This window comes from Sulfitobacter sabulilitoris, assembly GCF_005887615.1.
GTDB classification, from domain to species: Bacteria; Pseudomonadota; Alphaproteobacteria; order Rhodobacterales; family Rhodobacteraceae; genus Sulfitobacter_E; species Sulfitobacter_E sabulilitoris.
This window is the reverse complement of the sequence record NZ_VANS01000001.1, coordinates 1,677,345-1,692,525: the sequence shown is the minus strand read 5'-3', so window position 1 is coordinate 1,692,525 and position 15,181 is coordinate 1,677,345. Positions and strand designations below refer to the sequence as shown.

Below are 15,181 nucleotides of genomic sequence, written 5' to 3'. Positions count from 1 at the left end.
GGGTCCCGTCAGGCATAAACGATCTTGAGGACCTCATAAGACTTCTCGCCCCCTGGTGTACGCACCTCGACGCTGTCGCCTTCGTCCTTGCCGATCAGCGCGCGGGCGATGGGGGATTTGATGTTGAGAAGCCCGGCCTCGATATTGGCCTCGTGTTCGCCCACGATCTGCCAGGTCTTTTCCTCGTCCGTGTCCTCGTCCACCAGCGTGACGGTCGCGCCGAATTTCACGGTGCCGGACATTTTGGCCGGGTCGATCACCTCGGCGCGGCTCAAGACCCCTTCGAGTTCCTTGATCCGACCTTCGATGAAGGAATGCTTTTCGCGGGCCGAGTGATACTCCGCGTTTTCGGACAGATCGCCGTGTTCGCGGGCCTCCGCAATAGCCTGAATGATCGCCGGGCGCTCCACGGACTTGAGATGTTTCAGTTCGGCTTCCAGGGCGGAGTGGCCCTTGCGGGTCATGGGAACTTTTTCCATAGCGGTACGTCCAGGCAATTGAGGCGGCCGACCGGTCGGATCCGGGGCCGCCGTTTTCGGGGTCAGCCCGTACCTGACCCAAAGGCGGGGGAAAATGCAAGGCCCCTTGGCGGGGCTTCGCCGAGGCGTTTTGCCCGGGAGAGCGTGCGGCGTTGGATTGCGTGTCGCCGGTGGTCGTGAAAGCGCAACCGCAGTCCGGGGGCGTGGTCCTGAGAGGGCGTGGTCCTGAAGGGGCGGGCACATGGGCCGGGGTGCCCGATGGGAGCCGCGCCGGTGGGCTGCCGGCCGTTCTGTTGTACGGAAAACGGATCGGAATTTTCCAAAACTCCGACTGTGGCGGCCCGGGCCGGGAAGGGGTGCGCGGCGAAACATCCCAGTGGACAGCGGAGCCTGCCGCCCCCATTTTACGTGTCGTTGCGATTGCATTGACCGTGCGGACAGGCTAGCCAAGCGCGACACAATCTTTCGTGGGCAGCCCGCCAGCCCGCACAAATGCAAAAGGAGCCGACAGGAATGGCCGAGATCGAACGCGAAGCGATGGAATATGACGTGGTGATCGTCGGAGCGGGCCCCGCGGGCTTGTCGGCGGCGATCCGGCTCAAGCAGCTTGATGCCGACTGCAATGTTGTTGTGCTCGAAAAAGGCTCCGAAGTTGGCGCACACATCCTGTCCGGTGCGGTTCTGGATCCTGTCGGCCTGAACGCGTTGATCCCGGACTGGAAGGACAAGGGCGCGCCGATCACCGTTCCGGTGAAGGAAGACAACTTTTACATGCTGGGCGAGGCGGGCAGTGTGCGTGTGCCGAACTTCCCGATGCCGCCGCTGATGAACAACCACGGCAATTACATCGTGTCGATGGGCAATGTCTGCCGCTGGATGGCCGAGCAGGCCGAGGCGCTGGGCGTCGAGATTTTCCCCGGCATGGCCTGTTCCGAGCTGGTTTACGGCGACAAGGGCGAAGTCAAGGGCGTGGTCGCGGGCGAGTTCGGGATCAATGCCGACGGCACCAAGGGCGACGGCTACGAGCCGGGGATGGAGCTGCACGGCAAGTACGTGTTCCTGTCTGAAGGCGTGCGTGGATCACTCGCCAAGGAAGTCATGGCGAAATACGACCTGTCCAAGGGCCACGAGCCGCAGAAATTCGGCCTGGGGATGAAGGAGATCTGGGAGGTCGACCCTGCCAAGCACAAGGAGGGCACCGTCACGCACACGATGGGCTGGCCGCTGGGCAGCAACGCGGGCGGCGGGTCGTTCATCTATCACCTGGACAACAACCAGGTCTATGTCGGGTTCGTCGTGCACCTGGGCTACAAGAATCCCTACGTGAACCCCTACCTGTCGTTCCAGCAGTTCAAGCATCACCCGATGGTCAAGGAGTTGCTGGAGGGCGGCAAGCGGGTGGCCTATGGCGCCCGCGCGATCAGCGAAGGCGGCTGGCAGTCGATGCCCAAGATGGTGGCGCCGGGCGTGGCGCTGCTGGGATGTTCGGTGGGCATGGTCAACGTGCCGCGGATCAAGGGCAACCACAATGCAATGCTGTCGGGCAAGGCGGCTGCCGAAGCCGCGATTGCAGCGATCAAGGCGGATCGCAGCGGCGACGAACTGTCCGACTACGAGACGGAGGTGCGCAACGGCGAAATCGGCAAGGACCTGAAAAAGGTGCGCAATGTCAAACCGCTGTGGTCCAAGTACGGGCTGACTGCGTCGCTGGTGCTGGGCGGCTTCGACATGTGGACAAACACGCTGGGCTTTTCGTTGCTGGGCACGCTGGGTCACGGCAAATCGGACGCCGAGGCGACCGAGGAGGCCGCCAAGCACAAGGTCATCGACTATCCCAAGCCCGACGGCAAGATCAGCTTTGACCGCCTGACCAACGTGGCCTTTTCCTTTACCAACCACGAGGAAAGCCAGCCTGCGCATCTCAAGCTCAAGGACCCCGATGTGCCGGTCAAGGTGAACCTGCCAAAATATGCGGGGCCATCGGCGCGCTATTGTCCGGCGGGTGTGTACGAATTCGTCGAGGAAGAGGGCAAGGACACGCGCTTTGTCATCAACTTCCAGAACTGCGTCCACTGCAAGACCTGCGATATCAAGGACCCGAGCCAGAACATCAACTGGACCACGCCGCAGGGGGGCGACGGGCCGAACTATCCCAACATGTGACCCGGCCGGGTGGGGATCGTCTTCCCACCCGATGCCACGACCCGCACAGCGTCGCGGCCACCGGCAAGACTTCGCTGAGATGTGCGGCGTTGCGGTCACGGGCCTGCGCGGCTCACGATCCCGTGCCATTGCGCTGCGCTGCGAACCTGATAGCCTCTCGTCCAAAATCAGAATGATGAGGCCCCGACGATGCAGTGCACCCGTGCGATCCGATTCCTGACATCCTCCGCCGCGATTGTCGCGCTCTGTGCGGGGTTGGCCGCAGCCGCCGCCGCGCAATCCGTTGCGGGGCCGTACCTTGCCGCGCGGCAGGCCGCCGCGCAAAATGACTACGGCGCGGCAGCCTCCTATTTCACGCAGGCGCTTGTCCGCGATCCCGCCAACGTGGATCTGATGGAAAACGCGGTCGTGTCCTTCATGTCGTTGGGCGAGATCGGCCGCGCCGTGCCGATTGCGCGCACGATGCAGCAATCGGGCCGCGAGAGCCAGGTCGCTCAGATGGTGCTGACCGCGGATCTGCTGGACCAGGAAGATTACCTTGCCCTGATTGCGCGCGAAACCGGTGCGCAGGGCATCGGACCGCTGGTCGATGGGTTGATCAAGGCCTGGGCCTATATGGGCGCGGGCGAGGCAAAGGAGGCGCTGGCGCAGTTCGACCGGGTGTCAAGCGAAGTCGGTCTGCAGGGCTTTGCAATGTTCCACAAGGCCATGGCGCTGGCGCTGGTCGGCGATTTCGAAGGTGCGGAGGCGATTTTCGCCGACGATGGCGCTGGCGTCATGGTTTTGACCCGTCGCGGCGCCATGGCGCGTGCCGAAATCCTGTCGCAGCTCGATCGGAATGACGACGCGCTGGCGCTTTTGAGAGAGGCGTTCGCCGGAGCGACCGACCCCGAACTGGACGCGCTGACCGCAGCGCTTGAAGAGGGCGAAAGCGTGCCGTTCCGGCATGTCGCATCGGTGCGCGACGGGTTTGCGGAAGTGTTCTATTCCCTTGCCGCCGCGCTGCGCTCTGAGGCGGGGCCGGAATATACGCTGCTCTACAGCCAGGTCGCGCTCTACCTGCGTCCGGCCCATGTCGATGCGCTTTTGCTGACGGCCGAACTGCTCGAGACATTGGGCCAGTCGGATCTGGCCATCGCGGCATACAAGCGTGTGCCCGCGAACCATCCCGCGTATCACGCGGCGGAGCTTGGCCGTGCCGCCGCCCTGCGGCAGGCCGACCGGCCCGATGCCGCGATCGAAGTGCTGGAGCAACTGGCACGCAGCCACGGCGATATGGCGATCGTTCATTCGTCGCTGGGCGATGCACTGCGTGCGCAGGACCGCCATGCAGAAGCGGTTGCCGCCTATGACCGCGCGCTTGCGCTGACCGAGGACGGCGCGCGGGCGCAGTGGTTCTTGCTCTATGCCCGCGGCATCGCGCAGGAACGCCTGGGCAACTGGGACGCGTCCGAGGCTGACTTTCGTGCCGCGCTCGCGCTTAATCCGGACCAGCCGCAGGTTCTCAATTACCTCGGGTATTCGCTGGTGGAGCGTCAGGTCAAGCTGGACGAGGCGCTGGACATGATCAGGCGCGCGGCGGACGCGAGCCCCGACAGCGGCTACATCATCGACAGCCTTGGCTGGGTTCTGTACCGGTTGGGCCGCTACGAAGAGGCGATCGGCCACATGGAGCGCGCGGTGGAACTGATGCCGGTCGATCCGGTGGTCAACGATCATCTGGGCGACGTGTTGTGGGCCGTCGGGCGCACCCGAGAGGCGGAGTTTCAATGGGCGCGGGCCCTGTCCTTCGTGGACAATGACGAGCCCGACAGCGAAGCGGACCCGGAGCGGATACGCGCCAAGCTGGAGGTCGGCCTGGACAGGGTACTGGCCGACGAAGGCGCCAAGCCGCTGACCGCCGTCGCCGCCAAGGAGAAATGACGATCCCTGACCGCGGCGCGCATGTCGTGCGGCCGGCCTATGCCAAGGTAAACCTGTGCCTGCACGTCACAGGGCAGCGCCACGACGGCTATCACCTGCTGGACAGCCTGGTCGTGCGCGTGGGCGTGGGCGATACTCTGACGGCGGTGCTCGATGATCGCTTGAGCCTTTCGGTCGAGGGCCCGCGCGCAGGCGGCGTGCCCACCGGCGCGCAGAACCTCGTGATGCGCGCCGCCTACCTGGTGGACGCGGGCGCGGGGCGCGGTGCGGCGCTGCACCTGATCAAGGAATTGCCCAATGCCGCCGGGATCGGCGGCGGATCGGCGGATGCGGCGGCGACGCTGCTGGCGCTGTCCGCGCTGTGGGGCGTACCGCTGCCCGAGGATGTGGCGCGGCTGGGCGCGGATGTGCCGGTGTGCCTGTCGGATGCGCCGCAGCGGATGCGCGGGGTGGGCGAGGTTCTGACACCGGTGGACGGCGTGCCGCCGATGTGGGTCGTCTTGGTCAATCCCGGTGTGCCGGTGCCGACGCCGCAGGTGTTTGCCGCGCTTGCCTCGAAATCGAATCCGCCCATGCCGGATCGCTTGCCGGACTGGCCCGATGCAGCCGCCTTTGCCGCGTGGTTGGCAGAGCATCGCAACGACCTGGAGCCGCCGGCACGCGCGCTGCTGCCGCAGATAGATCGGGCACTGGCCGCCCTGGACGGCGCGATGCTGGCGCGGATGTCGGGATCCGGGGCCACCTGTTTCGGGCTACACGCCTCGGCGCGGGATGCGCGTGATGCGGCGGCGCGTATCGCGTCGGATCATCCCGATTGGTGGGTGGCGGATGCGCCTGTCTTGCGCGGCTGATCAGGTGATGCGCTCGACCACGTAGTCGGCCAGTTCCGACAACATGGTCTTGACCGGGTGATCGGGCAGAGGTTGCAGCGCCTCGACCGCGCGGGCCGCCCAGATGCGGGCATCGGTGCTGGTGTCGATCAGGGCATCGTGCTTGTGCAGCAACGCCAGCGCATGATCCAGATCGCCCTCCACCTGCTTGCCCTTTTCGATGGTCCGCACCCAGAAGGCGCGCTCTTCCGCGTCGGCGCGGGCCACGGCCTTGATCAGCGGCAGGGTCAGCTTGCGCTCGCGGAAATCGTCGCCGACGTTCTTGCCCGTGGCCGCCGCGTCGCCCTGCATGTCCAGCAGATCATCGACGATCTGAAAGGCGATGCCAAGCGCGTCACCGTAATCGTAGAGTGCCTGGACATGCGCGTCCGGGGCGCCAGCGATCACGCCACCGACCTGGGTCGCCGCCGAAAACAACGCCGCCGTCTTGCCGCGCACCACCTGGAGATAGATGCCTTCGGTCGTGGCCAGATCCTGGCTGGCGGTCAGTTGCAGCACTTCGCCTTCGGCGATGGTGGCCGAGGCATTGGCGAGGATATCGAGCACCCTAAGGTTGCCGGTTTCCACCATAAGCTGAAAACTGCGCGAAAACAGGTAGTCGCCCACCAGAACGGAGGATTTGTTGTCCCACAACAGGTTGGCTGTGGGCCGCCCGCGCCGCTGGCCGCTTTCGTCCACCACGTCGTCATGCAACAGCGTGGCGGTGTGGATGAACTCGACCGTTGCAGCCAGATGCACGTGATAGCCGCCGGTGTAGCCGCACAGATGCGCCGCCGCCAGCGTCAGCATCGGGCGCAGGCGCTTGCCGCCCGCATCGACCAGATGGGCGGTCACCTGCGGGATTCGCGGCGCGTGTTCCGAGGCCATCCGCTCGGCGATGAGACGGTTTACCGCACCCATGTCCTCGGTCAGGTAGGCCGCCATCCGGTCATGCGGTTTGTGCGATTTGACTGTACTGCTCATCACTGTCTCGTGGCTCAGGCTCGACAAGGCGGGCCTACTTCATCTACATCACTGATATGAAGGAACTTTTGCGCAGCACAGACCCGACCATAATCGCCTTCGCCACCGCCCTTCTCAGGGGGGAGGGTATAGACTGCTTTGAAATGGACGTAAACATGAGCGTGCTGGAGGGCGGGATCGGGATCTTCCCGCGCCGGATCATGGTGCGCCCCGACGACCATACCGCCGCGGTGCGCGCGATGCGGGACAACGATATTCCGCTTGGGCTATGACCGGCGGATCGGCGACAGACAGGGCGTTTTCGCAGAGCGATCTGACCCACGACGCGTTTCTGGGCGGCCTTTTGCACCTGTGGCAGCCCCGGTCGGGTTACCGCGCAGGTGTGGACCCGGTGTTGCTGGCGGCCAGCGTGGATGCGCAGCCGGGGCAGCGTGTGCTCGAACTGGGCTGCGGCGCGGGGGCGGCGATCCTGTGTCTGGGGGCGCGGGTGCCGGGCCTGCGGCTGACAGGCGTGGAATTGCAGCCCGCCTATGCGGATCTTGCGCGGCGCAACGGTGCACAGGCGGGGCTCGAGGTCGTGACGGCGGACCTGACCGACCTGCCGCCGGACCTGCGCCAGCGCCAGTTCGATCACGTCATCGCCAACCCGCCCTATTTCGACCGCTCCGCCAGCCGCGCTTCGGGCAATGCCCGTCGCGAGCCGTCGCTGGGCGAAAGCGTGCCCTTGTCGCAGTGGGTGCGCGTCGCGGGCAAGCGGCTCGCGCCAAAGGGCTACGCGCATTTCATTCACCGCGCCGAGCGGCTGCCGGAACTGATGCGTGCGCTTGCCGACGACATGGGCAGTATCGAAGTGCTGCCGCTGGCCCCGCGGGTCGGGCGCCGGGCCGAACTGATCATTCTGCGCGCGCGCAAATCCGGACGGGCGGCGTTTCGGCTGTATGCGCCTTTGGTGATGCACGAAGGCCCGCGCCACCTGCGCGACGGCGACAGCTATGTCCCCGCGATCCGCGCGGTGCTGCGCGACGGCGCAGGGTTGAAATTTCAGGCAGCATTAAGCCGTCATTAAGAATTGCGCGGGTTATGCTGCGGGTGCGGCGTGACTTGAATCGCAAGCTGTGGTCAGATCGCCGTGCAACTGTTTCAAAATGGAGGACCGAATGAGCCTGAACGCGCATCTTGACCAACTGAAAAAGAAGCATGCGTCGCTGAGCGACAAGGTCGAACAAGCCCAGCGATCGCCGGGTGTGGACGATCTTCATGTGGCTGAGCTCAAGAAACAGAAGCTACGATTGAAAGAGGAAATCGCGCGGCTGACACCCTAGTCGCTAGCTCCGGAAACTGGCGCGGGCGGCGATCAAGGCCCCGCCCGTGATCAGCACGGCCGCCAGCGCCAGCGACCAACTTGGAACGGTCACGCCCGCCACGACCAGAACCAGCGTGGACAGCAGTGGCGCGCCATAGGAGGCCGTTCCCAAAAGCTGAATATCGCCGTGTTTGACGCCGATATCCCAGACGTAGAACGCAAACCCCACCGGCCCCAGCCCCAACAGGATCACAGAGATCCAGCCAATGCCGGTGTCGGGCCATTGCGCGGTTTCAAACACAAGATGAAGCGGTAGCGACAACGCCGCGCTGGCGATGCAGAACACTGCAACCGTCTGTGTGGGCGCGGTCCCGGCAAAGCGCGACAAGACGGAATACCCGGACCAGAAAAAGGCACAGAGCAAAGCCAGCGCATAGCCGGGCAGGGCCGCCATGTCGAACCCGGTACTGCCGCCTGAAATGATCAGCACGGCCCCGATGAACCCCACGACCGCCCCAAGCAGATGCCCCGGGCGGACACGTTCGCCCGGCAACAGCCCCGACAGCACGACGATCAGCAACGGCCAGAGATAGGCGATCAGCCCGGCTTCGGCGGCAGGGGCAAGGCGCAGCGCGGAGAAATAGAGCGCGTGATAGCCAAACAGGCCGAAGGTGCCCACCACATAGACCCGCAAAGGAACCGCCCGCAGCGCCCGAAAGCCGTCCGTCAGCCCGGTCCAGATCAGCCCGATCGCCCCGCCAATGGCAAAGCAGATGGTGTTCAGCAGCAAGGGCGGCACCGGCGAGGACCCCACGGTCAGCAGCGCAAGAAGCGCCCACAAGAGAACGGCGACAAACCCGACCGCCGTCGCGCGGGCGGTGGTCATTGGGCATACTCCGACACCGCCAGGACAGTCAGAGCGTCGGTAATGGCGGCGGTCTTGTCGATCTCGGACAGGATCCAGTCGCGGAAGGCTTTGACCTGGGGCCGGGTCTCGGTGCCTTCGGGGCACAGAAATCTGAACCGCGCGCCGGTCGACAGCGCCACGCCATAGGGCGCGATCAGGCGCTCTTCGGCGATGTCCTTGACCACCAGTGCACGCCGCCCCAGCACGACCCCCACCCCGGCCAGGGCCGCATCCACGGCGTGATCGGATTGGCTGAACCTCGGGCCATGAGTTGGGGTGAAATCGATGCCCATCGCACGGAACCAAGCGGTCCAGTCGCAGGGCGGCGACAGGAAACTGATCGAGTCGTCGAAAATCAGCGGTGCGGTCGTCAGGCTTTGCGCATCGCGATAGCGGGCCGCCAGTTCGGGCGTCATGACCGGCGTCACCCATTCCTCGGCCAGCGGAACGGAATACAGCCCCGGATCGGGCCCGTAGCCAAAACGGATCGCCACGTCGATCGCATCGCGGCCGAAATCCATCATCCGGAGCGAGGCGGAAAAGCGCAACTCCACCTCTGGATGGGACTGGGCGAATTCATAGAGCCGCGGCGCCAGCCATTTCGCGGTAAACGCCGGGCCCGCCGTCACGGTCAGCGTCTGATTGTCCTGCAATCGCTGCGCCGCGCGCCATGCGGCGGCCAGGGTCTGAAACCCGTCGGCGGCGCCGGGGGCAAGCGCGCGCCCGGCCTCTGTCAGTTCAACCGCGCGGTTGAGGCGCCGGAACAAGGGCGCGCCCAAATGATCTTCGAGCGACTTGATCTGAAAGCTGAGGGCCGCGGGCGTCACGTTCAATTCCTCGGCCGCGCGCGCGAACGACATATGCCGGGCCGCCGCGTCAAAGGCGCGCAATGCTGTCAGAGGAGGCAGGCGGTCAGTCATTTTCAGTTAAGTATTTCTTGTCTCAAACGATTGAAAGTCTCGTTTGTCGGCTTCGTTTGAAAGGGCCATATTGGGTTCAAGCAAGAAACATTAAACCACTCCCATGTCAAAGGATAGTCCCATGATCGAAGCAACCACAAACCCCGCCGCCCGCACCGCAATGGCCGCCGCCCATGAAGAAAGAGCACAGGCCATGCGCAGCGCCTGGGCCTGGATCTGGTCGCGGTCCGCCCGCTAAGCGTCAGCGGCGGTCCTGCGGTCCTGCGGTCCGCAAAGTTGCGCGCAGGCAACCCGTGACGCCATGGAAAAAGGGGCCGGTTCGGATGAACAGGCCCCTTTTCTGAAGATTCGGCAAGAGATCAGACGAAGAACTGACCGCCATTGGCCGAAATCGTCGAACCGTTGATGAAGCCAGCGTCGTCGGCGGCAAGGAACACCACGCAGCGTGCGATTTCCTCGGGCTCGCCCAAACGCCCGGCGGGGATTTGCGCGATGATGCTGTCGCGCACTTTTTCCGGTACGGCCATGACCATGTCGGTCGCAATGTAGCCCGGGCAGATCGCGTTGGCGGTGATCCCGGCGCGCGCGCCTTCCTGTGCCAGCGATTTGACGATGCCCAGATCGCCTGCCTTGGTCGCCGCATAGTTGGTCTGCGCGAACTGGCCCTTCTGGCCGTTGATCGAACTGATCACGATGATCCGACCGAACTTGCGTTCGCGCATGCCCGGCCAGACCGGATGCAACGTGTTGAAGACGCCGGTCAGATTGGTGTCGACGACCTCTTTCCATTGCTCCGGGGTCATCTTGTGGAACGGTGCGTCGCGGGTGATGCCGGCATTGGCCACGACCACTTCGATGGGGCCCAGATCGGCTTCGACCTTTGCGATCCCGGCGGTCGATTCGTCGTAATCGGCCACGTTCCACTTGTAGGTCTTGATGCCGGTTTCGTCGGTGAATTTGGCGGCGGCTTCGTCGTTGCCGGCATAGGTCGCGGCCACGGTATAGCCTGCGTCCTTGAGCGCCTTTGAAATTGCGGCGCCGATTCCCCGGCTGCCTCCTGTCACCAATGCTGTACGTCCCATAGGTTTTCTCCTCATTCCTGGGTTGTCTTGCGGGTCTTGAGAAATTCACGCCCGTCCGCCTCGCCCTGTGCCCAGGTGCGCGCGATCTTGTCGGGATCCGTGAAATCGATCTTGTCGGCCTCGACCTTGTGGGAGGGCCTGACATAATGGCGGGTCTCTATTTGCGGAATGCGGGCGTAATCGCGCGTCAGCAGGATCAGCGTGCTGCCCTCGTCGGGCTGGGGCAGGGGGGCCTGATCGGCCATGCCGCCGTCGATCACCGGCCTGCCATCCCAAAGCGGCGGGTCGAAGACCGGCGGAATAACGGCCGCGGCGCAGATCAGATCGACAAGCCGCCCGTCGCGGGCTGCTTGCCGCGCATCCACCAGTTCGGCGGTGACGCCGATCTTTTCGGCCCAGTTGAAATGCGGATTGCCGATCAGATGCAATTCGGCCTCGTAGGCCAGCGCGGCGGCGCTGCCGCTGAGCTTTGGTGCGCGGTCCAGTGGCGGGCGGCCGATCAGCACCTGAAACGACGGGCCGTTCGCCACGATCCTGCAGGCGGCTGCGTCGAACACATCGCCCACCACCTCGCGGTAGATGCGCTGGTGCGGGGTCGATCCGGTGCCGTGCGTCAGGTCATGCAGGGTTACGTTGGCGTCGGTGTGGGCAAAAGCCGCCATCATCGCGTCGAGCACGTCACGGCCCTTGCGCGTGATGAAACCGGCGCCGGTCAGGGCGCCGCCGCTGACCGCGCTGATGCGGACAGGCGACAGGTCGATCCCGTCCCGCACGACATCCAGAAAGCCACCCTGCCAGAAACAGCGTGTGCCCCCGCCGGAGCAGACCATCTGGTCATAGTGAATTGAGTCTTGTGTCTGGCTCATCCGGCTATGATGCACGGCACGCGCCCGCGTGCCGTGCATGTGGCATCAGGGACGCTCAAGACACATGGCAACGCCCATGCCGCCGCCGATGCAAAGGGTCGCCAGACCCTTTTTCGCGCCGCGGCGCTGCATTTCGAACAGCAGAGTGTTGAGGATCCGTGCGCCCGAAGCGCCGATCGGGTGGCCGATGGCGATGGCGCCGCCGTTCACGTTCACGATCGCCGGGTCCCAGCCCATGTCCTTGTTCACGGCACAGGCCTGCGCGGCAAAGGCTTCGTTGGCCTCGACCAGATCCAGGTCCTCGGCTTTCCAGCCGGCCTTTTCCAGCGCCTTGCGGCTGGCATAGATCGGACCCACGCCCATGATAGACGGGTCCAGCGCCGCAGTGGCATAGCTGGCGATCCGCGCAAGCGGGGTGATCCCGCGCCTTTCGGCCTCATCCGCGCTCATCATCAGGGCCGCGGCCGCCCCGTCATTGAGACCGGAGGCGTTTGCCGCCGTGACCGATCCGTCCTTGGTGAAGGCGGGGCGCAGTTTCTGCATCGCCTCCATCGTGGCGCCGTGGCGGATGTATTCATCCTGGTCGACCACCGTGTCGCCCTTGCGGCCCTTGACCGTGAAGGCCACGATTTCATCGGCGAACCTGCCCGCCTTCTGCGCCGCTTCGGCCTTGTTTTGCGAGCTGACGGCGAATTCGTCCTGCTGATCGCGGCTGATCTGCCACTTTTCGGCGACGTTTTCCGCCGTCTGACCCATGTGATAGCCGTTGAACGCATCCCACAGGCCATCGCGGATCATCGTATCGATGTATTTCATGTCGCCCATCTTGTGGCCCTGGCGCAGGTTCGCGGCATGCGGCGACATCGACATGTTTTCCTGGCCGCCCGCCGCGACGATGGATGCATCGCCCAACTGGATATGCTGTGCGGCCAATGCCACGGCGCGCAAGCCGGAGCCGCAGACCTGGTTGATGCCCCAGGCGGCGCTTTCGATGGGCAGACCGGCGTTGATGTGCGCCTGCCGCGCGGGGTTCTGCCCCTGCGCCGCTGTCAGCACCTGGCCCAGGATCGTCTCGGACACCTCGGATTTGTCGATGCCGGCGCGGGCAACGATCTCTTCAAGCACCACGGCGCCCAGATCGTGCGCGGGCGTGTTTGCGAAAGATCCACCGAAGCTGCCGACGGCAGTGCGGGCGGCGGATGCGATGACAACGTTTGTCATGGATTATGTCCTCTACCGGTTCTGACAAAGGATCACGCATTCGGGAGTCCGCGACAGACGCTTGCTCCCGGCCTCCCCCGCCTTCTGACAGGAAACATATCCCATCCCCCGTGCAGCAGCAACCGATCTTGGGCTCAGGCAGAGGCCCAGCGCGCCGATCCGCCGCGCAGCCAGTCGGGCCGCGTCGTGGGGGCGGAAAAATAGTAGCCTTGCAGGCAATCCACGCCCAACGCGACCAGCGTTTCGGCATCGCACGGCGTTTCGACAAATTCCGCCACGGTCAGCATGTCGAAATGGCGCGCGATGGACACCAGCGCGCGGGTCAGGGCCTGGTTGTCGGGATTCGTGGCGATCCCGCGGCAGAACTGTCCGTCGATCTTGACGATATCAAAGCAGAAATCCCTGAAGTAGCGGATGGCAGTGTAGCCAGCGCCGAAATCGTCCATGGCAAAGCAGATGCCGCGCATTTGCAGCCGATCCATGAAATCGACGACAAGCTCCGGCACCATCATCGCCGACGACTCGGTGATTTCCATGATCAGGCGTTCGGCGATGGTATCGTCGCGCTCCAGCCACTTGTTGAGTGTCGTCATCCAGTCGGAATAGCCGATCGACCGCGCCGACATATTGATCGATAACCGCAGGAAGGGCGTTTCGTGCAGCGCTTCAAGCCCCATGTCGAGGGCGAGCACATCGATTTTGCGGCCCAATTCCGTCGCCTCGACCGCGGGCATGAAGTCGCCGGCGGGAATCACGCGGCCGGTATCGTCCAGCACCCGGATCAGCCCTTCGTAAAAGGCGACCTTGTGCGGGGCGTCGCTGCGCATGATGGGTTGATAGGCCAGCAGGGTCTGTTTATGCGCGACCGCCTCGGCCACCATGTCCAGCGTGGCCTGATCGCGCCGCGAGACGGCAAAGCTGAGCGGACTCTCGGATCCCGGTTCCAGGTCCGCAAACTGCCGTCTTTTCGGATCCACTGTCTGCATCCCCCTGCATTCGTGATCGCGCCACCATGCCGCCCAAACGTCTAATAGGGAGTTAATTTTCGCATTTTGTTCTAATTTGACTAAAGCTATACCAACGGGGGCAGAACAGGATGGCTGCAATGAAAAGATGCGACTGGGCCGGACCGGAGCAAATATATCTCGACTATCACGACACCGATTGGGGCGTGCCGGAATACGACAGTCGGGCGTTGTGGGAAAAGCTGATCCTCGATGGGTTCCAGGCCGGGCTCAGCTGGATTACCATTTTGAAAAAACGGGAAAATTTCAGGGCGGCCTTTGCCGGGTTCGAGCCCGATGTCATTGCCACATGGGACGCGCCCGAGGTGGACCGCCTGTTGGGCGATCCCGGCATCATCCGCCATCGCGGCAAAATCGAAGCCGCCATCGGCAACGCGCGCGTTTGGCAGGAGATCGAGGCGCGCGAGGGTTTCGATCGGTTTTTATGGAAATATGTCGATGGGGTGCCGCTGCAAAACCGGTGGACGAGCCAATCGCAGGTTCCAACCCAGACCTCCCTGAGCGTCCGGCTCTCCAAGGACCTCAAGCGCGAGGGGTTCCGGTTTTGCGGCCCCACCATCGTTTACGCCTTCATGGAGGCGGTGGGCATGGTCAACGACCACCTTGTCACCTGCCACCGTCACGCGCCCTGCGCGGCCTTGGCGCAGGACAGGGCAAAGACCCGTTGACTCCGCCCTTCATGCCCGTATAAGCGCGGCTTCATTGGTGTTGGTGGACCCCGCGAGGGGATCCCTGTCAGGCACGTGCCAGAGGACAACGCCCTTCACAGTCGCCCGGTTTCGGGCGTCGAGCACACAGAAGGAGATCAGCCGTGACAAAACGCACGTCTGCCAAGCATAAAATCGACCGCCGGATGGGCGAGAACATCTGGGGCCGTCCGAAATCCCCCGTCAACCGTCGTGAATACGGCCCCGGCCAGCACGGCCAGCGCCGCAAGGGCAAGATCTCCGACTTCGGGATCCAGCTGCGCGCCAAGCAAAAGCTCAAGGGCTACTACGGCGACCTGACCGAAAAGCAGTTCCGCCGCATCTACGGCGAAGCCGAGCGCGTCAAGGGCGACACCGGTGAGAACCTGATCGGCCTGCTGGAGCGCCGTCTGGACGCGGTCGTGTACCGTGCCAAGTTCGTCGCGACCGTGTTCGCCGCGCGCCAGTTCGTGAACCACGGCCACGTGCGCGTGAACGGCAAGAAGGTCAACATTCCCTCCTACCGCGTGAAAGAGGGTGACGTGATCGAAGTGCGCGACCGCTCCAAGCAGATGACCGCCCTTCTGGAAGCCATCCAGCTTCCCGAGCGTGACGTGCCCGACTACATGGACGTCGACCACTCCAAGATGACAGCGACCTTCGTGCGCACTCCGGGGCTGGGCGATGTGCCGTATCCCGTCGTGATGGAACCGAACCTCGTCGTGGAATTCTATGCGAAGAACTAAGGTTCCT

The 15,181-nt window shown here is 64.2% G+C and carries 16 protein-coding genes; 8 read left to right on the top strand and 8 right to left on the bottom strand.

Annotation, left to right across the window (positions count from 1 at the left end; genetic code table 11):
- Positions 1–8: 8 nt before the first annotated feature.
- Positions 9–479, bottom strand: coding sequence for a transcription elongation factor GreA (gene greA, locus FDT80_RS08110; protein ID WP_138661670.1), 471 nt, complete (start codon positions 477–479; stop codon positions 9–11).
- A 513-nt stretch (positions 480–992) separates the two neighbouring features.
- On the opposite strand from greA, the gene FDT80_RS08105 reads away from it, so the two are divergent.
- From FDT80_RS08105 to FDT80_RS08095, 3 genes are all read left to right on the top strand, one after another.
- Entirely contained in the window at positions 993–2,642 is a 1,650-nt protein-coding gene (locus FDT80_RS08105) for an electron transfer flavoprotein-ubiquinone oxidoreductase (RefSeq protein ID WP_138661669.1), read from the top strand.
- Between the two features lie 189 nt (positions 2,643–2,831).
- Positions 2,832–4,565, top strand: coding sequence for a tetratricopeptide repeat protein (locus FDT80_RS08100; RefSeq protein ID WP_138661668.1), 1,734 nt, complete (start codon positions 2,832–2,834; stop codon positions 4,563–4,565).
- Positions 4,562–5,416, top strand: coding sequence for a 4-(cytidine 5'-diphospho)-2-C-methyl-D-erythritol kinase (locus tag FDT80_RS08095; protein WP_138661667.1), 855 nt, complete (start codon positions 4,562–4,564; stop codon positions 5,414–5,416). Before FDT80_RS08100 ends, FDT80_RS08095 begins: the two co-directional genes overlap by 4 nt.
- Here the strand turns inward: FDT80_RS08095 and FDT80_RS08090 are convergent, their stop codons facing one another.
- Positions 5,417–6,418, bottom strand: a complete 1,002-nt coding sequence (locus FDT80_RS08090) for a polyprenyl synthetase family protein (protein WP_138661666.1) — start codon at positions 6,416–6,418, stop codon at positions 5,417–5,419.
- A 56-nt stretch (positions 6,419–6,474) separates the two neighbouring features.
- On the opposite strand from FDT80_RS08090, the gene FDT80_RS08085 reads away from it, so the two are divergent.
- The 3 genes from FDT80_RS08085 (at position 6,475) to FDT80_RS08075 (ending at position 7,740) form a co-directional block, all read left to right on the top strand.
- Positions 6,475–6,690 carry a putative signal transducing protein gene (locus FDT80_RS08085; protein ID WP_138661665.1) on the top strand — a complete coding sequence of 72 codons (216 nt, stop codon included), beginning with the start codon at positions 6,475–6,477 and terminating at the stop codon, positions 6,688–6,690.
- Positions 6,687–7,484, top strand: a complete 798-nt coding sequence (locus tag FDT80_RS08080) for a tRNA1(Val) (adenine(37)-N6)-methyltransferase (protein WP_138661664.1) — start codon at positions 6,687–6,689, stop codon at positions 7,482–7,484. Before FDT80_RS08085 ends, FDT80_RS08080 begins: the two co-directional genes overlap by 4 nt.
- Positions 7,485–7,575: 91 nt before the next feature.
- Positions 7,576–7,740, top strand: coding sequence for a YdcH family protein (locus FDT80_RS08075; protein ID WP_138661663.1), 165 nt, complete (start codon positions 7,576–7,578; stop codon positions 7,738–7,740).
- A gap of 3 nt (positions 7,741–7,743) precedes the next feature.
- Here the strand turns inward: FDT80_RS08075 and yddG are convergent, their stop codons facing one another.
- From yddG to FDT80_RS08045, 6 genes are all read right to left on the bottom strand, one after another.
- Positions 7,744–8,607 (bottom strand): aromatic amino acid exporter YddG, encoded by an 864-nt coding sequence (gene yddG, locus FDT80_RS08070; RefSeq protein WP_138661662.1) that lies wholly within the window; start codon positions 8,605–8,607, stop codon positions 7,744–7,746.
- Positions 8,604–9,548 carry a transcriptional regulator GcvA gene (locus FDT80_RS08065; protein WP_138661661.1) on the bottom strand — a complete coding sequence of 315 codons (945 nt, stop codon included), beginning with the start codon at positions 9,546–9,548 and terminating at the stop codon, positions 8,604–8,606. Before FDT80_RS08065 ends, yddG begins: the two co-directional genes overlap by 4 nt.
- A 359-nt stretch (positions 9,549–9,907) precedes the next feature.
- Positions 9,908–10,630 carry an acetoacetyl-CoA reductase gene (gene phbB, locus FDT80_RS08060; protein ID WP_138661660.1) on the bottom strand — a complete coding sequence of 241 codons (723 nt, stop codon included), beginning with the start codon at positions 10,628–10,630 and terminating at the stop codon, positions 9,908–9,910.
- Positions 10,631–10,641: 11 nt separating this feature from the next.
- A complete protein-coding gene (locus tag FDT80_RS08055) occupies positions 10,642–11,496 on the bottom strand; it encodes a patatin-like phospholipase family protein (RefSeq protein ID WP_138661659.1) in 855 nt (284 codons plus the stop codon).
- Between the two features lie 45 nt (positions 11,497–11,541).
- Entirely contained in the window at positions 11,542–12,717 is a 1,176-nt protein-coding gene (locus FDT80_RS08050) for an acetyl-CoA C-acetyltransferase (RefSeq protein WP_138661658.1), read from the bottom strand.
- Between the two features lie 134 nt (positions 12,718–12,851).
- Entirely contained in the window at positions 12,852–13,703 is an 852-nt protein-coding gene (locus tag FDT80_RS08045; RefSeq protein ID WP_138661657.1) for an EAL domain-containing protein, read from the bottom strand.
- Between the two features lie 119 nt (positions 13,704–13,822).
- Between FDT80_RS08045 and FDT80_RS08040 the strand changes: the two genes are divergently transcribed.
- Positions 13,823–14,410 carry a DNA-3-methyladenine glycosylase I gene (locus tag FDT80_RS08040; protein ID WP_138661656.1) on the top strand — a complete coding sequence of 196 codons (588 nt, stop codon included), beginning with the start codon at positions 13,823–13,825 and terminating at the stop codon, positions 14,408–14,410.
- Between the two features lie 143 nt (positions 14,411–14,553).
- The gene (gene rpsD / locus FDT80_RS08035) at positions 14,554–15,174 is read left to right on the top strand and encodes a 30S ribosomal protein S4 (RefSeq protein ID WP_138661655.1); all 621 of its coding nucleotides are present in this window, start codon (positions 14,554–14,556) and stop codon (positions 15,172–15,174) included.
- Positions 15,175–15,181 lie beyond the last annotated feature (7 nt).